23 protein-coding genes are annotated in these 22,914 nt (G+C 58.4%); 8 read left to right on the top strand and 15 right to left on the bottom strand.

Going from position 1 to position 22,914, the window contains the following annotated elements:
- The first annotated feature begins 102 nt into the window (after nucleotides 1-102).
- The 8 genes from ACP15U_RS10305 (at nucleotide 103) to ACP15U_RS10270 (ending at nucleotide 8,808) form a co-directional block, all read left to right on the top strand.
- Complete coding sequence (locus tag ACP15U_RS10305) at nucleotides 103-606, top strand: ion channel (protein WP_425045063.1); 504 nt, start codon at nucleotides 103-105, stop codon at nucleotides 604-606.
- Between the two features lie 51 nt (nucleotides 607-657).
- Nucleotides 658-1,539, top strand: coding sequence for a tRNA 2-thiocytidine(32) synthetase TtcA (gene ttcA / locus ACP15U_RS10300; RefSeq protein WP_425045062.1), 882 nt, complete (start codon nucleotides 658-660; stop codon nucleotides 1,537-1,539).
- 67 nt (nucleotides 1,540-1,606) lie between these two features.
- Nucleotides 1,607-3,154 (top strand): putative bifunctional diguanylate cyclase/phosphodiesterase, encoded by a 1,548-nt coding sequence (locus ACP15U_RS10295; protein WP_425045061.1) that lies wholly within the window; start codon nucleotides 1,607-1,609, stop codon nucleotides 3,152-3,154.
- A gap of 126 nt (nucleotides 3,155-3,280) precedes the next feature.
- Entirely contained in the window at nucleotides 3,281-5,104 is a 1,824-nt protein-coding gene (gene yidC / locus ACP15U_RS10290) for a membrane protein insertase YidC (protein ID WP_425045060.1), read from the top strand.
- Between the two features lie 114 nt (nucleotides 5,105-5,218).
- Nucleotides 5,219-5,872 carry a ribosome biogenesis GTP-binding protein YihA/YsxC gene (yihA, locus tag ACP15U_RS10285; protein ID WP_425045059.1) on the top strand — a complete coding sequence of 218 codons (654 nt, stop codon included), beginning with the start codon at nucleotides 5,219-5,221 and terminating at the stop codon, nucleotides 5,870-5,872.
- 70 nt (nucleotides 5,873-5,942) lie between these two features.
- Complete coding sequence (gene argB / locus ACP15U_RS10280) at nucleotides 5,943-6,806, top strand: acetylglutamate kinase (RefSeq protein ID WP_425045058.1); 864 nt, start codon at nucleotides 5,943-5,945, stop codon at nucleotides 6,804-6,806.
- A 66-nt stretch (nucleotides 6,807-6,872) separates the two neighbouring features.
- Complete coding sequence (locus ACP15U_RS10275; protein ID WP_425045057.1) at nucleotides 6,873-7,667, top strand: sterol desaturase family protein; 795 nt, start codon at nucleotides 6,873-6,875, stop codon at nucleotides 7,665-7,667.
- Nucleotides 7,668-8,310: 643 nt separating this feature from the next.
- Nucleotides 8,311-8,808 (top strand): SixA phosphatase family protein, encoded by a 498-nt coding sequence (locus ACP15U_RS10270; protein WP_425045056.1) that lies wholly within the window; start codon nucleotides 8,311-8,313, stop codon nucleotides 8,806-8,808.
- A gap of 145 nt (nucleotides 8,809-8,953) precedes the next feature.
- Here ACP15U_RS10270 and ACP15U_RS10265 read toward each other — a convergent pair whose 3' ends face one another.
- The 15 genes from ACP15U_RS10265 to rpsM form a co-directional block, all read right to left on the bottom strand.
- The gene (locus tag ACP15U_RS10265) at nucleotides 8,954-9,745 is read right to left on the bottom strand and encodes an amino acid ABC transporter ATP-binding protein (protein WP_425045055.1); all 792 of its coding nucleotides are present in this window, start codon (nucleotides 9,743-9,745) and stop codon (nucleotides 8,954-8,956) included.
- A gap of 12 nt (nucleotides 9,746-9,757) precedes the next feature.
- Nucleotides 9,758-11,059, bottom strand: coding sequence for an amino acid ABC transporter permease (locus tag ACP15U_RS10260; RefSeq protein ID WP_425045054.1), 1,302 nt, complete (start codon nucleotides 11,057-11,059; stop codon nucleotides 9,758-9,760).
- Nucleotide 11,060: 1 nt separating this feature from the next.
- Nucleotides 11,061-12,329, bottom strand: coding sequence for an amino acid ABC transporter permease (locus ACP15U_RS10255; protein WP_425045053.1), 1,269 nt, complete (start codon nucleotides 12,327-12,329; stop codon nucleotides 11,061-11,063).
- 132 nt (nucleotides 12,330-12,461) lie between these two features.
- On the bottom strand, nucleotides 12,462-13,478 hold the full coding sequence (locus ACP15U_RS10250; RefSeq protein ID WP_425045052.1) for an amino acid ABC transporter substrate-binding protein: 1,017 nt from the start codon (nucleotides 13,476-13,478) through the stop codon (nucleotides 12,462-12,464).
- Nucleotides 13,479-13,693: 215 nt separating this feature from the next.
- Nucleotides 13,694-14,398 carry an ATP12 family chaperone protein gene (locus tag ACP15U_RS10245; protein ID WP_425045051.1) on the bottom strand — a complete coding sequence of 235 codons (705 nt, stop codon included), beginning with the start codon at nucleotides 14,396-14,398 and terminating at the stop codon, nucleotides 13,694-13,696.
- A gap of 15 nt (nucleotides 14,399-14,413) precedes the next feature.
- Nucleotides 14,414-15,088, bottom strand: coding sequence for an HAD-IA family hydrolase (locus ACP15U_RS10240; RefSeq protein WP_425045050.1), 675 nt, complete (start codon nucleotides 15,086-15,088; stop codon nucleotides 14,414-14,416).
- The gene (locus tag ACP15U_RS10235) at nucleotides 15,085-16,128 is read right to left on the bottom strand and encodes an RluA family pseudouridine synthase (protein WP_425045049.1); all 1,044 of its coding nucleotides are present in this window, start codon (nucleotides 16,126-16,128) and stop codon (nucleotides 15,085-15,087) included. The genes ACP15U_RS10240 and ACP15U_RS10235 overlap by 4 nt, the downstream gene beginning before the upstream one ends.
- Nucleotides 16,125-16,505: a fluoride efflux transporter CrcB gene (crcB, locus tag ACP15U_RS10230; protein ID WP_425045048.1), complete on the bottom strand. Its 381-nt coding sequence runs from the start codon at nucleotides 16,503-16,505 to the stop codon at nucleotides 16,125-16,127. The genes ACP15U_RS10235 and crcB overlap by 4 nt, the downstream gene beginning before the upstream one ends.
- Nucleotides 16,506-16,623: 118 nt before the next feature.
- Nucleotides 16,624-17,430, bottom strand: coding sequence for a crotonase/enoyl-CoA hydratase family protein (locus ACP15U_RS10225; protein WP_425045047.1), 807 nt, complete (start codon nucleotides 17,428-17,430; stop codon nucleotides 16,624-16,626).
- 95 nt (nucleotides 17,431-17,525) lie between these two features.
- Entirely contained in the window at nucleotides 17,526-18,839 is a 1,314-nt protein-coding gene (locus ACP15U_RS10220) for a replication-associated recombination protein A (RefSeq protein ID WP_425045046.1), read from the bottom strand.
- Between the two features lie 3 nt (nucleotides 18,840-18,842).
- Complete coding sequence (locus ACP15U_RS10215) at nucleotides 18,843-20,225, bottom strand: trypsin-like peptidase domain-containing protein (protein WP_425045045.1); 1,383 nt, start codon at nucleotides 20,223-20,225, stop codon at nucleotides 18,843-18,845.
- Nucleotides 20,226-20,388: 163 nt separating this feature from the next.
- Nucleotides 20,389-20,814, bottom strand: coding sequence for a 50S ribosomal protein L17 (rplQ, locus tag ACP15U_RS10210; RefSeq protein WP_425045044.1), 426 nt, complete (start codon nucleotides 20,812-20,814; stop codon nucleotides 20,389-20,391).
- 118 nt (nucleotides 20,815-20,932) lie between these two features.
- Nucleotides 20,933-21,949, bottom strand: coding sequence for a DNA-directed RNA polymerase subunit alpha (locus tag ACP15U_RS10205; protein ID WP_425045043.1), 1,017 nt, complete (start codon nucleotides 21,947-21,949; stop codon nucleotides 20,933-20,935).
- Between the two features lie 114 nt (nucleotides 21,950-22,063).
- Nucleotides 22,064-22,453, bottom strand: coding sequence for a 30S ribosomal protein S11 (rpsK, locus tag ACP15U_RS10200; RefSeq protein ID WP_425045042.1), 390 nt, complete (start codon nucleotides 22,451-22,453; stop codon nucleotides 22,064-22,066).
- 15 nt (nucleotides 22,454-22,468) lie between these two features.
- Nucleotides 22,469-22,837, bottom strand: a complete 369-nt coding sequence (gene rpsM / locus ACP15U_RS10195) for a 30S ribosomal protein S13 (protein ID WP_425045041.1) — start codon at nucleotides 22,835-22,837, stop codon at nucleotides 22,469-22,471.
- Between the last annotated feature and the right edge of the window lie 77 nt (nucleotides 22,838-22,914).

Raw genomic sequence — 22,914 nt, 5'->3', positions numbered from 1 at the left:
GAAGGTGCTGCATTGAGAACCCTTGGGCGAATTGCCTGCATTTTCTGCTGAACCCCCAATGGCTTCATGCCAAAGTGATGCAAGATTGACGGAGACAGGATGATGCCCGAGAGCACACGCAGCGAACTGATGCTGACAATGTCCATCGCTTTCGCGATGATCCTGATCAGTAGTGGCGCATTTTATGCCTTATCACATCTGAGCGACGAAAAGGCTGGCGATACGGCAGGCGCCTTGTCGACGATGGGATTGTCGATCTTTGTGCTGATACAGCTCTGGCTCTACTCGACCAAGGCCAGCCGCGCGAGGTCGAAACTGATCCTGATGGGCGTTTCCTTCATTCAGGTTGTCCCATTTCTGTTTGCTGCTGTTTATGGGTCTTTTGGCTACTACGACCTTTGTGTTCTGGGCGCGAAACAGCCCAATGACGTGCTCTATTTCAGCTACGTGACGTTCACCACACTTGGGTTCGGAGACCTCCAGCCCGTCGGGTACTGCCGGGCCATTTCCGTCGCCGAAGCGATTTGCGGTTACATTCTACTGGGTTTGTTCGTGGCAGCAGCAGTGGGCGTTTACTCGCGCAACCACGGCCCTGGTCACGGCTAGGCCTGTGCAAGCCTTCTTGTCGGATGGTGCCTGTTCCAGTAAAGCCGCCCCATGCTGGACAACGATTCCGATATCCACCCACTGTTTGCCGGGGCGCCCTCGACCACCGAGTTCAAAAAGCTGCGCAAACGCATCGTGCGTTACACCCGCGAGGCAGTCGAACAATATGGCATGATCGAGCGCGGCGCACGCTGGCTGGTCTGCCTGTCAGGCGGCAAGGACAGTTACACCCTTCTGGCTGTCCTGCATGAACTAAAGTGGCGCGGGTTGTTGCCGGTCGACCTGCTGGCCTGCAATCTCGATCAGGGGCAACCCGGTTTTCCGGCGACGGTGTTGCCCGAGTTTCTGGAACGAATGGGTGTCCCGCACCGGATCGAGTATCAGGATACCTATTCGGTCGTCATGGACAAGGTGCCGGAAGGGCGGACCTATTGCGCGCTCTGTTCCCGCCTGCGGCGCGGAAACCTGTACCGCATCGCCCGCGAAGAGGGCTGTTCGGCGGTGGTCTTGGGCCATCACAGGGATGACATTCTCGAAACCTTTTTTATGAACCTCTTTCACGGAGGCCGGCTGGCCACCATGCCGCCGAAACTGGTGAACGAAGAGGGTGATCTGTTTGTCTATCGCCCGCTTGCCCACGTGGCCGAGGCGGATTGCGAAAAGTTCGCGCAATCTATGAATTACCCGATCATCCCCTGTGATCTATGCGGCAGCCAGGACGGGTTGCAGCGCCAGCAAGTGAAGCAGATTCTCGATGGTTGGGAGAGAAACAACCCGGGTCGCCGGCAGGTCATGTTCCGGGCGCTGATGAACGCGCGCCCGTCCCACTTGCTCGATCCAAAACTGTTCGATTTTGCCGGCCTGCAGCGCGAGTCCCGGCTGGACTTCGCGGAAAATCCTGACAATTCAGAGCAAATACCCCAGCTGCGTTAACGTCGGGGTCAGATCCAAGGGCTACCTTCCCGCAACGCTCGCAGCGTTCACGGTGAAAGGTCAACCCATGCGAATCGTCAAGTCTGCAAAACTCAGCCACCTCCGCCATGACCTCACAACAGTTTTGACCGGCCCGCCGGTTCTGGCCTTCCTTCCGGCCATAACCTTGGGCGCCTTCTGGTTTGGTGGAGAGCCTGCGCTGGTCGTGACGTCCTTGGGATTGCCGCTTGTTTTTGCTCTGACAGGCGCGTTCGGCCGCCCGGCACCCGGCGATGGGATGCTGCGGGACATGGCCACTGGCTTGTTGATGCGGGATGGATTCGAAATCGTGCTGGATCGCGACTTCAGGGCGGCACAGTCCAACGGCCTCAGATCAGCCTGTTTCCTGATCGAGCTGGACGGGTTCGATGACCTAATCAAATCCCACGGAAGATCCGCTGCAGATCTCGTGGCCCGCCGCATGGGAGAGCGCATCCTGTCAGCCCTCCGGGATGGCGATACCGTCGCCCGGCTGAGCGACAGCCAGTATGCGATTTGCCTGCGGCCCACCCGACAAATGGATCTCGAACTATGCATACAGCTGGCCGGCAGGCTTCAGGCCACGGTGGAAGACCCGGTCTCGCTGGATGGGCTGTCCGTCTACGTTTCCGGTTCAATCGGGTTCTGTCAGCACAGTGTCTGCCCCGGCGAGGACAGTGCGGCATGGCTTGATGCAGCAGCCACGGCGCTGAACGAAGCTGTCGTACACGGTCCGTCCTCCATCCGGGCGTTCTCGCCAGATTTGCAGCACAAGGCCCGTGCCCGGAGCGAGCTGCACGAAGAAATCGAAACGGCATTGGAAAGCGGCCAGATACAGCCGTGGTATCAACCACAGATTTCCACAGATACCGGCGACATAACCGGCTTCGAAGCTCTGGCGCGTTGGGCACATCCGACACGCGGTCTGATCGCTCCCGATCGGTTTCTTCCCGCTCTAGAAGAAGCCGGGCTGATGGAGCGATTGGGACAGGTCATGCTCTACCATGCCCTGACCGCCCTCAAGGCATGGGACAGCGCAGGGGCCGAAGTGCCGCGCGTCGGCGTCAACTTCGCTACCCAGGAACTCCTGAACCCGCGCCTTGCCGAGCGCATCCAATGGGAGCTTGACCGCTTCGAACTGACCCCGGACAGATTGTCGATAGAGGTTCTGGAAACCGTTGTCAGCGACACTCCTGATGATATTATAACCCGCAACATCGCGGAACTGGGCAGGATAGGTTGCCGCATTGATCTAGACGACTTTGGCACAGGCCATGCCTCGATCGCGGCAATCCGGCGCTTTGCCATATCACGCATCAAGATCGACCGGTCTTTTGTCATGAAGGCCGACCGGGACCCTGAACAACAGCGAATGATCACTGCAATCCTGACGATGGCAGAGCGGCTTGATCTAGAAACACTGGCCGAGGGCGTCGAGACTGTGGGCGAACATGCGGTACTTGCACAACTCGGATGCGGGCATGTTCAGGGCTTTGGAATTGGCCGACCGATGCCATTCGACCAGACTCTGGACTGGGCCGCCGCACACCGTGCGAAACTGCAGGAAACTCCTCGCATAAGTGGAAAAAATGGATGAAACCGGCCGCAAACTGCGGGAACCCCCAAATATGAAGGGGCATTCTGGGGTGATTCCACTTGACGTTTGGGGCTGCACTCTGTTGAACCCACCGATGTAATTCATCGTATAAGGTGGCTGTCCCAAATGGACGATCAGAACAAGAATCTCATCCTTGCAACCGCGCTCAGCTTTGTCGTGATCCTTGTCTGGTTCGTTCTATTCCCACCACCGGAACCCACTGAGACACCACCGGTCGAACAGGCTGCCCTGACCACCCCAGAATCGCAGGTCGCCACCGCCCCCAGTGTGGCAGAGACTCAAGCCGGCACAGGCCAAGTCGTCGCGGAACCCGAATCTGATGCGCCGCGTGTACAGATCGAAACGCCGCGCCTGACCGGGAGTATCTCGTTGCAGGGTGGTCGGATCGACGACCTGTCGCTTAAAGACTATCGTGAAACGATCGAGCCCGGCGCGGATATCGTCAAGATGCTATCGCCAGTTGGCAGTCCATCGGCCTATTACGCACTTTATGGCTGGGCTCCCGGTACCGGGGTTTCGCTGGAGGACGTCCCCGGCGCCAATACCCTTTGGTCCGTTGAAAAGGGAGAGACCCTTGGGGTCGGATCCCCGGTCACGCTCCGCTGGGACAATGGAAGTGGCCTCATATTTCGACGCACGATCTCGGTCGACGAAAACTATATGTTTGACGTCGAGCAATCCGTCGAGAACACCTCGTCCGCCGCCGCGAGCCTTGCCCCGTATGGTGTACTTGCCCGCCACGGGACCGGTGAAGACGCCGACCTACCCGGGCTGAAAAACTTCTTCATTCTGCATGAAGGTGTCGTTGGAATGGCCGACGGCACGCTTGAGGAAATCGACTATTCCAAGATGCGCGATTTTGAGATCGACGCGAATGAAGGTGCGCAGGCCGAAGTTTTTCAGGTCACCGAAAACGGATGGATCGGCTTTACCGACCACTATTGGATGACCACGCTGATCCCGGAGCCCGGTTCCAAGTTCAAATCGGTTGCCAAATTCGACAACCGCCGAAAGATCTACCAGACCGAAACCGTGCTACCGACCCTCACCGTGGCACCAGGCGCCACCGAGACAACGTCAACCCGCTTGTTTGCTGGCGCCAAGGAATGGGGAACCATCCGCGAATACCAGAAAGAAGGGATCCAGGGTTATCTCGACAGCATCGACTGGGGCTGGTTCTTTTTCCTGACCAAGCCGATCTTCTGGCTTTTGCACGAGATCAACAAACTGACCGGAAACATGGGTTGGTCGATCATCGGGTTGACCCTGATTCTCAAGGCGATCCTGTTCCCGTTGGCCTACAAATCCTACGTTTCGATGGCCAAGATGAAAGAGCTGCAACCGCAGATGGAGGCGCTGAAAGAAGCTGCCGGTGACGACCGCCAGAAGATGCAGCAAGGCATGATGGAGCTCTACAAGAAAGAAAAGGTGAACCCCGCTGCCGGTTGTCTGCCGATCCTGCTCCAGATCCCGATCTTCTTTTCGCTCTACAAGGTGATTTTTGTTACCATCGAATTGCGCCATGCGGCCTGGTTCGGTCCGTTCCAGGATCTCAGTGCACCGGATCCGACATCGATAATGAACCTGTTTGGCCTGCTCCCCTTTGATGGACCGGTTCCGGGCTCGTTGCTGGCGCTGATCTTCATCGGTATCCTGCCGCTCTTGCTGGGTATCTCGATGTGGATCCAACAAAAGCTCAACCCGGCACCGACCGATCCGACACAACAGATGATCTTCGCGTGGATGCCTTGGGTCTTCATGTTCATGCTGGGCGGGTTCGCGAGCGGCCTTGTTGTTTACTGGATTTCCAACAACGTGATCACGTTCACCCAGCAATACCTGATCATGCGCAGTCAGGGTTATACGCCGGATGTGTTCGGAAACATCAAATCAAGCTTCAAACGCGGTCGGAAACCTGACGCAAAGTGACCGCGCAGATTGCAATTTCACGCCCCTCGGTCACTATCCGGGGGGCGTGTGCTTTTGGCGGATCGTCAAGGTGACGGCCCGCAGTGGCGCAGCTGACGACGTGAGGATCCTGCCGTGACGAACCTGCCCTTTCCGCTTGCCGAAGACCCCGATGAATCGACCCGTGAAAACGGCCGTCTGCTGTTTGCCGGCCAGTCCGAATTTCTCAAGGGAGTGGTGGCCATGTCCGGCCTACCTGCGGCAGACCGGATCGAGGTCTGCTTTGCAGGCCGCTCGAATGTCGGCAAGTCCAGCCTTATCAACGCCCTGACCGGAACCAAAGGCCTTGCCCGCGCCTCGAATACGCCCGGCCGGACGCAGGAGATCAATTTCTTCACCCAAGGCCCGGAGCTTTATCTCGTAGACCTGCCCGGATATGGCTATGCCAATGCGCCGCTGGCCGTGGTCGAGAAATGGCAGAGACTGCTGAAGCAGTATCTGAGCGGACGCCAGACACTGCGCCGGGCCTTTGTCCTGATCGACAGCCGCCACGGGGTAAAGAAGGTCGACGAGGAGATCATGAAGCTGCTCGATACAAGTGCGGTGACCTTCCAATGCGTTTTGACAAAGGCGGACAAGGTGAAAGCCAAGGACCGCGAAAAGGTTCTGTCGCAGGTGCGCGATGCCTTGTCCAAGCATCCTGCGGCCTTTCCCGAGATCGTTCTGACATCGTCGGAAAAGGGCGATGGTATCCCGACATTGCGGGCCATTATTGCCGGGTTAGAGTAGGCCCGCGTTCTGTCGCACTTGGCAGCCCCGTGCAAAACGCATAACACGGTGAGCCAGAGGGAACGTAGCTATGAAGAAACAGCGCATGAACCGGGATTGGATTGCCACCGCCGCCACACTATCGAGTGCCCTGCCCTATCTGCAGCGGTATGACGGAGCCACAGTCGTCATCAAGTTGGGCGGCCACGCGATGGGCTCGGACGAGGCGATGGAAAGCTTTGCCCGCGACGTGGTGTTGTTACGGCAGGTCGGCGTCAATCCCGTGATTGTTCACGGGGGCGGCCCCATGATCAATGCGATGCTCAAAAAGCTCGACATCCAGTCCGAATTCGTGGGCGGCAAGCGGGTGACGGATGCAGCCACGGTCGAAGTGGTTGAGATGGTTCTGTCTGGCGTGGTCAACAAGCGCATCGTTCAAGCCATCAACGCGCAGGGCGGGCAGGCGGTTGGCCTTTCGGGGAAAGATGCCAACCTGATGATCTGCAGCCAGACGGATGCGTCGCTGGGCTTTGTCGGAACCCCGACCGAAATGAACCCGCAACTGCTGCGTGATCTCTTCTCGCATGATGTCATCCCGGTCATTGCACCGCTTGGTGCCGGAAAGAACGGCGAAACTTTCAATATTAACGGCGATACGGCAGCCGGAGCCATTGCCTCTGCGCTCAAGGCGGATCGTTTGCTGCTGTTGACTGATGTTTCCGGCGTAAAGAATGCCGCAGGTGAGGTCGTTACCGAACTCAAAACCGGGCAGATCCGGGAAATGACCCGCGACGGAACCATCGCCGGTGGAATGATACCCAAGACCGAAACCGCGCTGGATGCCATCCATGGTGGCGTGCGCGCCGTCGTCATTTTGGATGGCCGGGCTCCAAATGCTGTTTTGCTTGAGCTGTTTACCGAACATGGCGCGGGCTCTCTGATCCGCCCGGATTGATCACAAATCTTCTACGTTGATGTATCGGGACTTGCGACACCCATTCACATGCCTAAATGTGAATGCATGGAATACTCGTCGCTCCTCCGCCTTGCCGTGTTCGCCGGTCTTTTTGTGCTGTTCGCTCTAGCCGAGACCTTGGCTCCACGCCGATCCCGCAGCTACCCACGCGGACGGCGTTGGCTAACCAACCTTTCGATCACCGTGATCAACACGCTCACTTTGCGGGCGCTGGCCTTGGGCATGCCGCTTTTGGCAATCGGAGCTGCAATGGATGCGCAATCCCATGGCTGGGGTTTGTTCAACATACTGGGTTGGCCTGCTTGGCTCGAGATTTGTTTGTCGATCCTGATCCTTGATTTTGCGATCTGGGCGCAGCACTTGATAACACACAAACTGCCGATTCTGTGGCGATTGCACCGAGTGCACCATGCAGACCGGGATTTTGACGTAACCACTGCCGTCCGCTTTCACCCGGTCGAGATTGCCCTGTCTATGCTGCTCAAGATCGGTCTTGTCTATCTTCTGGGTCCCAGCGTCCTTGCCGTTGTTCTGTTCGAAATCCTGTTGAACGGGACCGCTCTGTTCAATCACTCCAATCTGAGGTTACCTCTTTCGGTCGACGCCGTTATACGCAAGATTCTGGTGACACCCGACATGCACCGGGTTCATCATTCGGTGCACCGCACCGAGCATGACAGCAACTACGGCTTTGCCCTATCAATTTGGGATCGGATGATGGGAACCTACATCGCGCAACCGTCGGAGGGACACGAAGACATGAAGATCGGTCTGCACTGGCAAGATGACCGCCCCAACCGGCTGGGTTGGAGCCTTGCGCTCCCGTTTCGGCGCAAATGAGCATCGCAACCATCGAGCAAGCCGCAAATTCGGCGGGCCTGCTTTTCATGGGCGCATCCAACCCCCAAGAGCCGCATGGCCTGGACGACAGGTCTGGCACGTTGGTTTTGTTGGGAACCGGGAGAGGTTTCTGGCCGGTGTTTACCCGATCCGACGAATATCTTGACGGGCAACCTCATCCCGTTGACCGATGGTCCAAGCGCATTGTTTCAGGCATTGCCCGGCAGTTTCGGGCGAGTTGCAGCTTTCCCTCTGACGGCCCGCCCTATCCTCCGTTCATAAGCTGGGCCCTCGGCACCGGACGGTTCCACACCAGCCCGGTCGGCATGCTTGTGCATGATGAGGTCGGATTGATGATTTCCTTGCGCGGGGCACTTCATTTCAACGAGATTCTGTCGCTACCCGACACAGAACAAACCTCACCCTGTATCGACTGCCCAGCGCCATGCAGCACTGCTTGTCCCGTTGGCGCATTGAGGCAGGACAGCTATGATGTCAAAGCCTGTCGCGGCTGTCTGGACCAACCCCAAGGCGCTGCATGTATGACTGATGGCTGCGCTGCGCGACTTGCCTGTCCACTCAGCGCAGGGGCTGGACGGACACCCGCTCAAAGCGCCTTACATATGAAAGCCTTTCACCCGCGATGACCCTGATCCTGATCCTGACGCGCCACGCCAAATCCAGCTGGGATACCCCCGGCCTGCCCGATCACGATCGACCGCTCAACAAACGCGGGCGAAACTCAGCCACCGCCATAGGAATATGGCTTCGCGAGAATGGGTGGACGCCGGACGAGCTGCTGTCTTCTTCGTCTGCAAGAACTCGCGAGACCTGGGATCGCATGGGGTTTAGTGCCACGGATACAACCTTTACCCGCGCGCTCTATCACGCAAGTTCGACTGCTATGCTTGACGTATTATACGGTGCAAGCGGAAAAACGGTTATGATGCTCGGCCACAATCCGGGGATCACCGGGTTCGCCGCTGATCTCGTGGAGACAGCTCCCAACCACCCCCGCTTTTTTGACTATCCGACCTGCGCCACGACAGTGATGGAATTCCCGTGCGAATCCTGGCAAGACGTGCAACCGCATTCCGGCAAGGTACTGGGATTTACCGTTCCTCGTGATCTCGTCACCTGACAATTGCGCAAGCAATCCCGAGGTGACAGGACGCGGCAGGAACCATATTCGGTTGCCTGCCAATCGGAAGGGCCTGTCCAGAAGTTGTACATGCAAAAGAAAAGGCCGGGATCCTGCCCGGCCTCATCCAGTTTCGTGATTTCATTCAGTGTCCGAGGATCTGGCTCAGGAACAGTTTTGTCCTGTCAGATTGCGGATTGTTGAAGAATTCTTCGGGCTCGTTCTGTTCGACGATTTGACCGGCATCCATGAAGATCACGCGGTTTGCCACCTGGCGGGCAAAACCCATCTCGTGGGTCACACACAGCATGGTCATGCCTTCCTCGGCCAGTTCGATCATGGTGTCGAGCACCTCTTTGATCATCTCCGGATCAAGCGCCGAAGTCGGTTCGTCGAACAGCATGATCCGCGGCATCATGCAAAGCGAACGGGCAATCGCAACCCGCTGCTGCTGACCACCCGACAACTGGCCGGGATACTTGTCGGCCTGCTCCGGAATCTTGACCTTTTCAAGGAAGTGCATCGCCCGTTCTTCGGCCTCTTTTCGGGGCGTCTTGCGCACCCAGATCGGGGCCAGCGTGCAGTTCTCGAGGATCGTCAGATGCGGGAACAGGTTGAAGTGCTGGAACACCATGCCGACTTCTGAACGGATCTTATCGATGTTCTTCAGGTCATTCGACAGTTCGGTACCATCCACCACGATCCTGCCCTGTTGGTGTTCTTCCAGCGCGTTCAGGCAGCGGATCAATGTGGATTTTCCCGATCCCGACGGCCCCGCGATCACGATCCGCTCGCCCTGATTGACGGTCAGATTAATGTCGCGCAGCACATGGAAGCTGCCATACCACTTGTTCATATTGGTGATTTCGATGGCGACCTCGTCGCTCACCGTCATTTTGGAACGGTCAATTTGACGTTCTACGGAAAGTTCAGACATAGGTTGAACTCCTTAACGATGGCCAGTCTGAAGCTTGCGCTCCAGATACATGGAATAGCGGGACATGCCGAAGCACACGATGAAGAACAGCACCGCGATGAACGCGAAGAGTTCCCAATAGATGCCAATCCAGGCGGTGTCGGCACGGATAGCGTTGGCAAGACCGATCACATCGAACAGGCCGATGATCGACACCAGCGTGGTATCCTTGAAGATCCCGATGAAGGTGCTCACGATGCCGGGAATCGAGATCTTGAGCGCCTGAGGCATGATGATCAGGCGCTGTGCCTGCCAGTAGTTGAGACCAAGCGAGTCAGCCCCCTCGTACTGGCCGCGCGGCAACGCCGCCAGACCGCCCCGGATCACTTCTGCCATATAGGCAGCCGAGAACAGGGTCATCATGATCATCACTCTCAGGATGATGTCAAAGTTGGTACCGGGCGGTAGGAACACGTTGAGCAGCAGTGAGGCCACGAACAACAGCGTGATCAGCGGCACACCCCGGATGAACTCGATGAACCCGACACAAAAGTACTTGATGATCATCAGGTCGGACTGGCGCCCAAGAGCAAGCACAACGCCGATCGGCAGCGATACACCAATGGCAACAACACCAAGCAGGATAGCCAGCATGAAACCGCCGAATTGCCGGCTTTCAACGCTCTCGATCGCCAGAGGAATGATCGAGGAGAGCGCCGAGGAAACCGGACCGGACAGGAGCAGCCACCACGCAAAGGCAGCAACCACGGCCGCAATAGTCGCGATCAGTGTTCCGGCCATATCGGTCACGAACTTGACCACCAGATAGCCGATGACAAAGCCCATTGCGGCGCAGATCGGACCCCAGATCGACCCGCCCCAAAGTAGCCAAGGCATCAGGAAAGGGTAGATTGCAGTGAGGTACAGGAGCTTGTTGGAAACCCTGTCGGCAAACAGAACCGGCGCCAGCGCAGCGAACAGCAGAAGCAGGGCCAGAATCGGACGCCAATAGAGCGCCTTGGGATAGAAACCGAACAGGAGCTGCAGCCACCGGTCCGAAATCACACCCCAGCAGGCATGGCCATGGGTGGACCCCCAGCGTTCGATCATGATCTCGCGGCATTCACTCAGTGACGGCGCGTTGACCGACAAGAAGACCCAGGGAAGCACTCCGGCGAGCACGTAGTAGATCGCCCCCAGAGAAACCACGGTCAGGATCGAGTTCATCCAGTTTGAGAACAGGTTGTGCCGAACCCAGCCAAGAACCCCGACCTCCGAGGCCGGCGGTGCCCGTTCGGGGAGCATTTCCGTGCGGACGAAAGAAATATCACTCATATCACCGCTCCACCAATTTGACGCGTTCGTTGTACCAGTTCATCACCGCCGAGATGCTCAGCGAGATCATCAGATAAACAAGCATGAGAAGCAGAACACATTCCAGTTCACGCCCGGTCTGGTTCATGGTGATACCACCAAGGGTGCCGGTGATATCCATGTAGCCAACCGCGATCGCCAGCGACGAGTTCTTGGTCAGGTTCAGGTAGTTCGAAATCATCGGCGGAATGATAACCCGCAGAGCCTGCGGCAGGATTACCAGCCGCATAGTGCGTCCCGAACGCAAGCCCAAAGCCGAAGCAGCCTCGGTCTGGCCCTTGGAGATAGCAAGAATACCCGCTCTCACAATCTCGGCGATAAACGCCGCAGTGTAGAGAGAGAGTGCAAGCCATAGCGCAATCAGAGAATTTCGAAGATGCGTGCCGCCCTTGAAGTTAAATCCCTTCAGCTCCGGATATCCAAGGTGAAAGCCCAGAGCGATCAAAAGGATGATGGTCGGTCCGAACAGAAGGCCGATCAGAATGTGCCACGTTTTGGGGCGATCGCCGGTGGATTCCTGAACGTTGTTCGCCCAAGCTACGGTTTTGCGCATTCCCCAGATGCTGAGCCCCAGAACCACCAGAATGGCAATAAGGTCCAGCGAAACGTCAAAGCGAAGCGCGCTGTCTCCGAACAGGTGGATGTTGCCCAAGCTACGCGAAAAGAGCGGCTCGGGGATATAGACACCGCGATTGGTAACCGCGACCGACCCCCACAGATCCATGGTTTCGGTGGCATTCTCTCCGCGGAACGCTTTGGGTGACGGCAGGCTCTCGATCAGGATGGCCATTGCCAACACGATCCAAAGCAGAACCGGCACGTTCCGGAACATCTCGACATAGACCGTCATGATCCGTGCGACCAGCCAGTTCGATGACAGCCGCAGAACACCGACAAACACACCGACGACCGTCGCCGTTACGCAGCCAAGGAAAGCAACCACAAGCGTGTTCAGCAATCCGATGAAAGCGGCGCGAAGGTGAAGATCGCGACTGTCATATTCCAGAAGCCGCTGGTTGATGTCATAGCTTGCTGGCTCCTGAAGGAACCCGAAACCGACTTCTTTGCCCAACGTGTTGAGATTGATGATCGTGTTGTTGATCAGCCAAGCTGCCAACAGCATGAAACCGATCATCGCGATAACCTGGATTGTGGCTGATCGATACCGCGTATCGTAGAGGAGCATGGACAGCCGGAACTGCTCCTTTGGCGGGTCAGTGAGAGTCGTCATGACCTATGTGTTTCCCCGTAGCCCCGGTCTTTCCCCTTCGGCGAAGTTGATCTTCGCTCCCGAAGACCGGGCTGTTCTCCCTGATAATGCAAAAAGGGCGCAGGAGTTTCCTGCGCCCTTTCTGCGGTTATTTTAGCGGAACGGCGGCGAGTAGAGCAGGCCGCCTTCGGTCCATTGTGCGTTCAGGCCGCGAGCCAGACCGATCGGAGTGTCTTCGCCGATGTTCTTGGCAAAGATCTCACCATAGTTGCCACCGGCCATGATTGCGCGCTTGGCCCAATCGGCGTCGAGACCCAGCATTTCGCCCAGGGTGCCTTCGGTGCCGAGCAGACGACGGATTTCCGGGTTATCGGTGCTTTCGGCCATTTCGCCGATGTTTGCCGAGGTCACACCCAGCTCTTCTGCCGAGATCAGCGCGTTCAGAGTCCAGCGAACAACGTCGCCCCACTCGTTGTCGCCATGACGGACCAGCGGGCCGAGCGGCTCCTTGGAGATGATTTCCGGCAGGATCACGTGATCGCCGGGATTCTCGAACGAAGCGCGGGTCGCGGCAAGGCCCGATGCGTCAGTCGTGTAGACGTCGCATGCGCCAGCCAGATACTGCTGCTGACCTTCGGCGTTGGTTTCGATCGGGACCGGCTCGTAGCTGATGTTGTTCGAGCGGAAAAAGTCCGCCAGGTTCAGCTCGGTCGTGGTGCCGGTCTGGATACAAACGGTGGCACCGTCGAGTTCTTTTGCCGATCCAACACCCAGTTCTTTCGGAGCGATAAAGCCCTGGCCATCATAGTAGTTGATGCCAACGAATTCGAACTTGAGGTCCACGTCGCGCGAGAACGTCCAGGTGGTGTTGCGCGCCAGCATGTCGATTTCGCCCGAAGCGAGAGCGGTGAAGCGCGTTTTGCCGGTCGTGGGAACGAATTCCACAGCAGTCGGATCGTTCAGAACCGCAGCTGCAACGGCGCGGCACACGGCCACGTCAAAACCATTCCATTCCCCGTTCGAATCCGGCGCTGCGAAGCCAACCAGACCCGTGGTCACGCCGCAGTTCAGTTTGCCGCGCGCCTTAACGTCGTCCATCGTGCCCGCTGCCGCAGCACCGGCAGCAAGACCGGCGACGGTCAGCGCGCCCAAAAATACGGATTTCTTCATTTTTACCTCTTCCTGATGTTCCACCCCCTGTGGGGCGGTTTATCCGGCGCGAGTAGACGCCGGTGTAGACACCGTAGTAGGGACCCCCCCCTTACTCGGTGCGCCGAGTTTGGGCGCAATCATCAACAAACGTCAAGACTTGGATCAGGGAAATCAATGGTTCTGCATATGCTTGACCCAAGGGCAGCCCCCCTAAATTTGGGCTGCGCGGCTCATTATGCGAGGTCGTAGAACCGTTTAGCGTGCAGAAATGCCTGCCGTTTCAACTCGGCCTGCTGCGTCGCTTCCTCGTCTTCGCCCCACAGCTCTTCCTGCCATTTCTCGTCAAGACGCGACAAAGACCAGATTTCGTCGGCGCCACGCCAACCCCGAGCCGCGGCGAAACCAAGGATCAATGAGCCGGACAGGCTTACCAGATCGTGAAAGGCCGCGAGCCTAAAATCATCAAGCGCGTGCACCGCGGCAGACAAGGATTGCAAAGCCGAGCTATCCTGCGGCGCATGAATCACGCCGACCCGCGGTTCAAGTCGAACACCGAATTCCGTTGTCGCCCAATCCAGCACCGGATCCCATTGATCCGCCTGTCGCCTGTTGAGCGCCTCGGGTGAGTCCGCCCGATAGCACAGCAGATCCGAATCACCGTAAGCCGCCAGCATCTCGGCAACTTCGTCATGCTGCACGCTGACCTTGTCGATGGCAGCGTTGGCCGAGCGCGTCACCGGCATGGTTTCAGGATTGACCTCTTTCTCCTGCGCGTCCCATTCGGCCGCGGCCGCTTCGGCCATTGGCCGGGTCGGCAGGATCAACGCTGCCTTGGCCGGTGTCTTTACCCGTCGACCGTCTAGCTCAACGGTGAAACCGCCATCGGCTTCGACAACTGCACTACCCTTCCAGAAGCGTTTCGGTTTCCAATCACTCATTGTTTCACATCCAGATCATTGGCTGAGGACCTGACGGATTGCAGGTGGCAATTCATCAAATCTATCGACTACGCAAACTGCGCGATGCAGGTCTAAAGGAGGGTGATATCCCCAGCTGACCCCGATGCCCTTCACCCCGGCGGCGGCGGCCATATCCATGTCAAAGCTGGTATCGCCGATCATAACGGTCTGGCCTGTTTCGACTCCGGTTTCTGCACGTGCTGTCTCGATCATCGACGGGTGCGGTTTCGACGGATGAAAATCCGCCACCTGACGGGTGACAAAGAAACGTTCCAGCCCATGTGCCTCGATCAGGGCATCCAGCCCCCGTTTCGACTTTCCCGTCGCGACACCGAGGAGGATATCGGGAACCGAATGCAATGTTTCCAACACATCCAGAGCGCCGGGATACAGAGGGGAATGTGATGCACCCTGCTGCTGGCGTTGCGCAAAATAGGACTCCTTGTAAGCGACAACGAGGCGTTGATGGACGGCCGCGTCACTGTTCGGAGCCAAGCTCGCCATGGCCTGCGGCAAGGACAGACCGACAATTGACAGGATCGCCTTGCGCGCAGGCACCGCCATGTTGATCGCGTCAAATGCACCGGTCATGGCCGACACGATGCTGGCCTGACTGTCCACCAAAGTGCCATCCACGTCGAAGAGCACCAATTGCAGCGGATTGCTCACAGCAATCCCTCAAAAGGATCGTCCTCGGCCAGATCCTCGCTCCACCCGAATGTCTGCCAGCTTTCTTTCATGTGATCCGGCAAGGGGGCCGTCACGGTGATCATCTTGCGGGTAACCGGATGCTCGAAAGACAGGCGACGCGCATGTAGATGCAGTTTCTTGGAAATGATTCCGCCAAGCTGCGCCCCCCAGCCATCGCCGAGATTTTCCTGCCCTGAACCGCCATACTTTCCGTCGCCGATGATCGGATGGCCCATGCCGGCCATATGCGCCCTGAGCTGATGTGTACGCCCGGTTACCGGCTCCATCGCCACCCAAGATGCACGCCCGGCCACCCGAAACAGTGTGGCATACAGTGTGTGCGCCCGCTTGGCGCCCGGTGTGTCATCAATCTCGCCGGGATGGATCGCGATCATCTTTTCACCTTCGCCACGTTTTCCGTGGCCCGGTGCTTTCACCAGCCCGGTCTTGATCTCGCCCAGATAGGGTGTCGGAACACCTGCCACCAGAGCCCAGTAGATCTTGCGGGTGTTTCGGTGGCGGAAGGCGGCCGTCAAACCCTTGGCAGCTTCGCGGGTGCGCCCCATGACAAGCGCGCCGGTCGTGTCTTTGTCGAGCCTGTGAACAAGGCGCGGACTTTCGTCATATCCGAACCTCAGCGCCTCCGAGAGCCCATCCACATGGCGTGTCTGGCCACTTCCGCCCTGCACCGGAAGGCCCGCCGGTTTGTTCAGCACAAGCACGTCGTCGTCACGGTAGATCACGCAATCCCGGATCATCTTGGCGTCGGCGTCAGATACGGCGCGTTTCGGTGCGGCAGGTTTGTGGTCCGTGTCGGGCAGCGGCGGCACCCGGACAACCTGACCGACCTCCAACCGGGTCGACGCTTTCACCCTGCTGCCATCCACCCGCAACTCGCCCTTGCGGCACATCTTCTCGATCCGACCCTGGCTTACATGCGGATAGGCCCTGCGTAACCAGCGGTCCAGGCGCTGATCGCCGTCGCCGTCGCCAACGCTAATCATCTGAACACCACTCATGCCCATACTCCTCGAGCCAGAAAAAGTCCGGCGAACAATGCCCCGATCGAAAGGCCGACAGACAGCAGCACATACAGCGCGGCATGCCCCATTGCGCCGCGTTCATAGAGCGTCACCGCCTCAAGCGAAAACGCCGAAAAGGTGGTGAAGCCCCCCATGAAACCGGTCATGATCAGCGGGCTCAGATGGGTCAGACCGCGATGAGATGCGGCCACCACGAAGACACCCATCAGAAATGATCCCACGACGTTGACAAGGATGATGGCAATCGGGAATTCCTGCGGTCCGAACAAGCGCAGCACGCCCATTCCGGTCAGGAACCGCGCCATCGCCCCGGCCGCGCCACCAAGCGCTACGTGTATGAGTGCAGAAATCATGGGCGGTCTCTCGCGCGCACGGGCTGGGATGTCAAGTTTCCCGCGTCCCACCCCGGCTCGGCCCGGTCAGGATGCACTCTCACACGGTCAGGTCGCCGCCTGGCCGCTCTGCCTTTCGTCAGATATTCCCGAAATCCCCGTGACGCCCGGCACCGTCGCGGAATCGGCCGGCACCTGCCGTGCCTTCCCTTCTGATCGCTTCCAGCCCGTTAGCCCATTCCACCTTCAGTGCCTCGCGCACCGGCATGCCGCGCGTCTCGATGATGGAACGGCGGTCGGCTCGCACTGCTTCTTGCGGGAAGCGGGCGATTTCGCGGGCCATTGCTTCGGCGGCGGCGCGTGCTTCACCATGCGGCACCACCTGTTCCGCAAGCCCAATACGTGCGCATTCTTCGGCTTCGACCTTGCGCCCGGTCAAGGCGATTTCCAAGGCCTTGCCCTGCCCGACAAGACGCGGCAACCGAACTGAACCGCCATCCATCAGCGTGATCCCCCAGCGGCGGCAATACACGCCCAAGTAAGCGGTTTCGGCCATGACACGGATATCGCACCACAGTGCCAGTTCCATGCCGCCCGCAACAGCAGCGCCTTCGATGGCCCCGATAACCGGTTTCGAAAGCTCCATCCGTGATGGCCCCAAAGCGCCAGGCCCGACCGGCGCCGACCCGACCGGAAAGGCATGAGCTTCGAAATAGGCATCTCGCCTGTTCGGATCCGATAATGAGGAGGCAAGTTTCAGATCCCAACCGGCACAGAAATTGCCCCCCTTACCCCAGAACACCGCAACGTTCGCCGGCCCTTCTTCGAACGCAGCAAAGGCATCGACCAGAGCATGGGCGTGTTCAGTATCGACAGCATTTCGTGCATCCGGGCGGTCGTGCACAATGGTCCAGACGTCTGCGGATTTCTCTACTGATACAGGCATTCCAGTTTCCTCCCCGAAATTGAATGTCGAAAGGGAAACCACATCGCTGTCACAAGTCATCTGTGACGCCGGGTAGCGATGAACGCGACCCCGCGTCAGTCGTCCCGGCCGCGCTGTTCACGCAACCGCGCAAAATACGCGACGCGTTTTTTCAACTCGCGCTCAAAACCACGTTCGACTGGCTGGTAGAGAACCGGGCGTTTCATGCCTTCGGGGAAGTAGTTCTGGCCCGAGAATCCGTCCTCGGCATCGTGGTCATAGGCATAGCCCGACCCATAGCCCTGATCCTTCATCAGCGAAGTAGGAGCATTGAGGATATGCTTGGGCGGCGGTTCACTGCCCGATTGTTTGGCCAACCGCATCGCAGCCTTGTAGCCGACATAGGCGCCGTTCGATTTCGGGGCGAGCGCGATGTAGACCACGGCCTGTGCAAGTGCCAGTTCGCCCTCGGGACTGCCCAAACGTTCATAGACTTCCCAAGCATGCAGGCAATGTGTCTGTGCTTGTGGATCGGCAAGACCGATATCCTCGACCGCCATACGTGTGATACGGCGAGCAAGGAACCGGGGATCCTCGCCCCCTTGCAACATCCGCGCAAACCAATAGAGCGCCGCGTCCGGATCTGACCCACGCACAGATTTGTGCAGCGCTGATATCAAGTTGTAATGCTCATCACCCGACTTGTCATATTTGGTCGCTCGGCGCATGAGCCGCGAACCGAGTGCCTCAGAATCCAGCGGCTCCTTGACCTGCCACGCCGCGACCTGCTCAATCAGATTGAGCAATGCGCGGCCATCGCCATCGGCCATCTCAAACAACGCATCTCGGGCCGCAGGCGTCAAAGGCAGTTTACGATCCAGCTCCTTTTCAGCGCGTTGGGTCAGACGCTCAAGATCGGCAAGGCCCAATCGTTCCAGCACCAGAACCTGTGCCCGGCTCAGAACAGCGGCATTCAGTTCAAACGAGGGGTTCTCGGTTGTGGCCCCGACAAGAAGGATCGTCCCGTCCTCCATGTGCGGCAGAAATCCGTCCTGCTGGGCCTTGTTGAAGCGGTGGATCTCGTCAACGAAGAGGAGTGTCCCCTGCCCGTTCTGCCGACGGATTTTGGCCGCTTCGAACACTTTCTTCAGATCGGGAACACCGGTGAAGATCGCGCTGATCTGAACGAAATGCAGATCCGTTTCCTGCGCGAGAAGCCGGGCGATGGTGGTTTTTCCGACCCCCGGCGGACCCCAGAAGACAAGGCTGGAGAGCGAGCCAGAGGACAGCATCACCCCGAGCGGCGCCTCCGGCCCCAGAACCTGTTCCTGTCCGATGACTTCAGCCAGAGTTTTGGGGCGCAGCCGGTCAGCAAGCGGGCGCGGCGGCTCGACGTCATTCCCGCTTTCTGTGTGGAACAGATCGCCCATGAGTCAGAGCCGGAATCGCAAAGACATACGCTGACCGCGGCGCAACAGATCCACCTGGACCCATCGCCCAGGTCTGGTCAGAGCCTTGTCCGCATCCCGAGGGCGCAAGATTTCTTCGCCGTTTATTGCAGCCAGAATATCCCCCGGTTGCAATCCGGCCCGAGCTCCGAATGGGCCGGGGTCAAGGACGATCACCCCGTTTGCCATCAACGGCAGCCCAAACCGGGATATCACCGCAGGGTTCAGTCGCGCCACGGTCAGGCCAGGTAAAACCGTGCGATCGTCGAGTTCGGTCTCTTCCGACGGGGGCTCGTCCGGTGCAACGATCAGATCCACCTTTGCCTCATGCGCCCGGCCGCCGCGCAGGTGGGTCAGTCGGGAGGTTCCGCCAATCCCCGAGACGGACATGCGGAACTTCATTTCCGAAGGCGAGTTCACCTCTTCGCCATCCACATGTGTTATCACGTCACCGACCCTTAAACCGGCCGCGGACACCGGGCTTTCGGGATGCAGTTCCGAGATGACGACACCGACCGGCAAAGCCAGCCCCAGCGACTCGGCAATATCGGCGGTCATTGGCTGCCCAGCCATCCCCGCCCAAGGGCGTCGAAAGATCTCATTTCCGGATTTTGCCTGTTTTAGAAACTCGGCAACGAGATTGGCCGGAATTGCAAAGCCAATACCGTTTGATCCGCCAGACCGGCTGAGAATCGAAGTGTTGATACCAATCAGATCGCCATTCACGTCGATCAGGGCTCCTCCAGAGTTTCCGGGATTGATAGGTGCATCGGTCTGAATGAAATACCCCCGCGCATTGCCCGTAGCCGCACCAGATCGGGCCAAACCGGAAACGATTCCGGAACTGACGGTCTGCCCGACCCCAAAGGGGTTGCCGATTGCCAGAACCAGTTCGCCAACCTCAACCAGATCGGAATCACGCAGGGAAAGCGACGGCAGCTTGTCGGCATCCTCCAATCGGAGGATTGCGATATCGCTTTCTTCGTCCCCCAATACGACCTGAGCGCCAAACTCGCGTCGATCTGTGGTCACCACGCGAATCTCGGAGGCCATCCCGACGACATGGTAGTTCGAAACCACATAACCATCGTCCGACAGGATCACACCTGAACCGAGCGACCCGCGCTCACGTGGTCTGGGTGCGCCGAAACCACGAAAGAAGTCGCGGAAGAACGGGTCGGAAAAGAACGGGTTATCCTGCTCTTCGGTCACGATCTTGGCATAGATGTTCACCACCGCCGGAGCAGCGCGCTTGACCACAGGAGCAAACCCCAAGCCAATCTCGGCCTGCGATTGCGGAACCCGCGTTTCGGCTTGAGCCGGAACTGCCATCATCAAGGTCAGAAGCGAAAGCAGGATGCGAAACATGAGCCCCCCTTTGAACCCTTGCCAATGGGATATGCGGGGCCGATCGGTGGATTGCAAGCAACTTGCTGCGTCTGACGGATCGCTACAGGCATTGGCTTCTGTCAAAAAGAAAAGCCCCGCGCCTTCCGGCACGGGGCTGAAGATGGGTGCTTTACCCGACTTCTTATTCTTCGTCGGCGGCCACTTCTTCGGCAGCCACGCGCGCCTTGTCGGCCGCGCCCTTGGCGTCGGCATCGCGATCGACGAATTCGATGATCGCCATCGGAGCCATGTCACCATAACGGAAACCGGCCTTCATGATGCGGACATAGCCACCCTGACGGTCCTTGTAGCGCGGGCCCAGAACTTCAAACAGCTTTGCCACGTCCTTGTCTTCCTTCAGGCGCGAGGCGGCCTGGCGGCGGGCGTGCAGATCACCGCGCTTACCCAGAGTGATCAGCTTTTCGATGATCGGGCGCAGTTCCTTGGCCTTGGGCAGGGTGGTCTTGATCTGTTCATGTTCGATGAGCGATCCGGCCATGTTCGCAAACAGGGCCTTGCGGTGCTCATGGGTGCGGTTCAGGCGGCGATAGCCTCGTGCGTGACGCATTGTTCAATTCCTTCTTTCGAGTTTTGCTTTGTCTGGCTCCCGATGCGTGTCAGGAGCTCTCCTTGGGGCGGAGATGCCCATGCTTTCCCCGGCAACCCGGGCATTGTCGAAGACGCGTTTAGAACGCGTCTTCGAATTTCTTAGCGAGATCCTCGATGTTATCGGGCGGCCAGTCCTCGACATCCATGCCGAGGTGCAGGCCCATACCGGACAGCACTTCCTTGATCTCGTTCAGCGACTTACGGCCGAAGTTCGGAGTGCGTAGCATCTCGGCTTCGGTCTTCTGGATCAGGTCGCCAATATAAACGATGTTGTCGTTCTTCAGGCAGTTTGCCGAACGGACAGACAGTTCCAGTTCATCCACTTTCTTGAGCAGAAGCGGGTTGAACTCGAGCCCGTCATCCTCGTCCTGACGGCCAGCCGCTTCGGGCTCGTCGAAGTTGACGAAGATCGACAGCTGATCCTGAAGGATACGGGCAGCGAAAGCCACAGCGTCCTCTGGCGTGATCGAGCCGTCGGTTTCAATCTTCATGGTCAGCTTGTCATAATCCAGAACCTGCCCTTCACGGGTCGGCTGCACGTCATACGAGACCTTCTTGACCGGCGAATAGATCGCGTCGATCGGGATCAGGCCGATGGGTGCATCCTCAGGCTTGTTCTTGTCAGCGGAAACATAGCCCTTGCCGGTATTCACGGTCAGTTCCATGAACAGGTCAGCGCCGTCGTCGAGGTGGCAGATCACATGCTCGCGGTTCAGTACGTCGATACCGGCGCTTTCGCTGATATCACCTGCAGTCACCACAGCCGGACCCTTGGCATTGATCGAAAGGCGCTTGGGGCCTTCGACTTCCATGCGCAGGGCAACCTGCTTGAGGTTCAGGATGATGTCGGTCACGTCCTCGCGCACACCGGCGACCGAGGAAAACTCGTGGAGAACATTGTCGATCTGAACACTGGTGATGGCGCCGCCCTGAAGCGAGCTCATCAGAATGCGGCGCAGGGCGTTGCCCAGCGTCAGGCCAAAGCCACGTTCCAGCGGTTCGGCCACTACCGTGGCCTGACGAGCGGGATCATTGCCCGGCTTCACTTCCAGCTGGGTAGGCTTGATCAGTTCTGCCCAATTCTTGTGGATCATGCGTCCCTCCATTCCTGCCTGTGCCCCATGTCCATTGGCCCAGACGCCCGAGGTTTCAAAATGACGGACTGGGGCCGCGCAAAACACGTGGCCCCAGTAGGTGTTCTTTTTCGCTTAGACGCGGCGGCGCTTCGGCGGGCGGCAGCCATTGTGAGCAATCGGCGTCACGTCGCGGATCGACGTGATGTTGAAGCCCACGGCAGCCAATGCGCGCAGCGCAGATTCACGACCCGAACCGGGGCCCTGAACTTCGACTTCCAGCGTTTTGACGCCATGTTCCTGAGCCTTGCGGCCAGCATCTTCGGCGGCCAGCTGAGCAGCGTAAGGGGTCGATTTACGCGAACCCTTGAAGCCCATGGTGCCAGCGGACGACCACGAGATCGCGTTGCCCTGCACATCCGAGATCAGGATCTTGGTGTTGTTAAAGGTCGAGTTCACATGCGCCACGCCAGTGGCGATGTTCTTGCGTTCCTTACGACGAACGCGGGTTTTATCACGTGCCATTCTGTGCGCCCTCCCTTATTTCTTCTTGCCGGCGATCGGCTTCGCCGGGCCCTTGCGGGTGCGGGCGTTGGTGTGGGTGCGCTGACCGCGAACCGGCAGGTTGCGGCGGTGACGCAAGCCGCGGTAGCAACCCAGGTCCATCAGGCGCTTGATGTTCATCTGAACTTCACGGCGCAGGTCGCCTTCGACGGAATAGTTCTCGTCGATATGCTCGCGGATTTTCAGGACTTCGGCGTCGCTCAGTTCGTTTACACGACGAGAGGCCTCGATGCCGACGGCGTCACAGATCGCCTTGGCCGAGGTGTTACCGATTCCGGTGATATAGGTGAGGGCGATAGGTACCCGTTTGGCAGTCGGGATGTTTACGCCGGCAATACGTGCCACGTGTCACTTTCCTTTTCGTTGCGGTTCCGTAGCTCCAGAACCTTTTTTCACAACACTTGACCATGGCAGTGCCGCCA

Origin of the sequence: Primorskyibacter sp. S87, assembly GCF_049801055.1 — a bacterium.
GTDB lineage: Bacteria > Pseudomonadota > Alphaproteobacteria > Rhodobacterales > Rhodobacteraceae > JBNAGF01.
This window is presented reverse-complemented; position numbering and strand designations above follow the sequence as displayed.

What these genes read in the sequence shown, in the direction of transcription:
- ACP15U_RS10305 (WP_425045063.1), top strand. Translation starts at nt 103, where the DNA reads ATGCCCGAGAGCACACGCAGCGAACTGATGCTGACAATGTCCATCGCT.
- ttcA (WP_425045062.1), top strand. Translation starts at nt 658, where the DNA reads ATGCTGGACAACGATTCCGATATCCACCCACTGTTTGCCGGGGCGCCC.
- ACP15U_RS10295 (WP_425045061.1), top strand. Translation starts at nt 1,607, where the DNA reads ATGCGAATCGTCAAGTCTGCAAAACTCAGCCACCTCCGCCATGACCTC.
- yidC (WP_425045060.1), top strand. Translation starts at nt 3,281, where the DNA reads ATGGACGATCAGAACAAGAATCTCATCCTTGCAACCGCGCTCAGCTTT.
- argB (WP_425045058.1), top strand. Translation starts at nt 5,943, where the DNA reads ATGAAGAAACAGCGCATGAACCGGGATTGGATTGCCACCGCCGCCACA.
- ACP15U_RS10275 (WP_425045057.1), top strand. Translation starts at nt 6,873, where the DNA reads ATGGAATACTCGTCGCTCCTCCGCCTTGCCGTGTTCGCCGGTCTTTTT.
- ACP15U_RS10270 (WP_425045056.1), top strand. Translation starts at nt 8,311, where the DNA reads ATGACCCTGATCCTGATCCTGACGCGCCACGCCAAATCCAGCTGGGAT.
- ACP15U_RS10265 (WP_425045055.1), bottom strand. Translation starts at nt 9,745, where the DNA reads ATGTCTGAACTTTCCGTAGAACGTCAAATTGACCGTTCCAAAATGACG.
- ACP15U_RS10260 (WP_425045054.1), bottom strand. Translation starts at nt 11,059, where the DNA reads ATGAGTGATATTTCTTTCGTCCGCACGGAAATGCTCCCCGAACGGGCA.
- ACP15U_RS10255 (WP_425045053.1), bottom strand. Translation starts at nt 12,329, where the DNA reads ATGACGACTCTCACTGACCCGCCAAAGGAGCAGTTCCGGCTGTCCATG.
- ACP15U_RS10250 (WP_425045052.1), bottom strand. Translation starts at nt 13,478, where the DNA reads ATGAAGAAATCCGTATTTTTGGGCGCGCTGACCGTCGCCGGTCTTGCT.
- ACP15U_RS10245 (WP_425045051.1), bottom strand. Translation starts at nt 14,398, where the DNA reads ATGAGTGATTGGAAACCGAAACGCTTCTGGAAGGGTAGTGCAGTTGTC.
- ACP15U_RS10235 (WP_425045049.1), bottom strand. Translation starts at nt 16,128, where the DNA reads ATGAGTGGTGTTCAGATGATTAGCGTTGGCGACGGCGACGGCGATCAG.
- crcB (WP_425045048.1), bottom strand. Translation starts at nt 16,505, where the DNA reads ATGATTTCTGCACTCATACACGTAGCGCTTGGTGGCGCGGCCGGGGCG.
- ACP15U_RS10225 (WP_425045047.1), bottom strand. Translation starts at nt 17,430, where the DNA reads ATGCCTGTATCAGTAGAGAAATCCGCAGACGTCTGGACCATTGTGCAC.
- ACP15U_RS10220 (WP_425045046.1), bottom strand. Translation starts at nt 18,839, where the DNA reads ATGGGCGATCTGTTCCACACAGAAAGCGGGAATGACGTCGAGCCGCCG.
- ACP15U_RS10215 (WP_425045045.1), bottom strand. Translation starts at nt 20,225, where the DNA reads ATGTTTCGCATCCTGCTTTCGCTTCTGACCTTGATGATGGCAGTTCCG.
- rplQ (WP_425045044.1), bottom strand. Translation starts at nt 20,814, where the DNA reads ATGCGTCACGCACGAGGCTATCGCCGCCTGAACCGCACCCATGAGCAC.
- ACP15U_RS10205 (WP_425045043.1), bottom strand. Translation starts at nt 21,949, where the DNA reads ATGATCCACAAGAATTGGGCAGAACTGATCAAGCCTACCCAGCTGGAA.
- rpsK (WP_425045042.1), bottom strand. Translation starts at nt 22,453, where the DNA reads ATGGCACGTGATAAAACCCGCGTTCGTCGTAAGGAACGCAAGAACATC.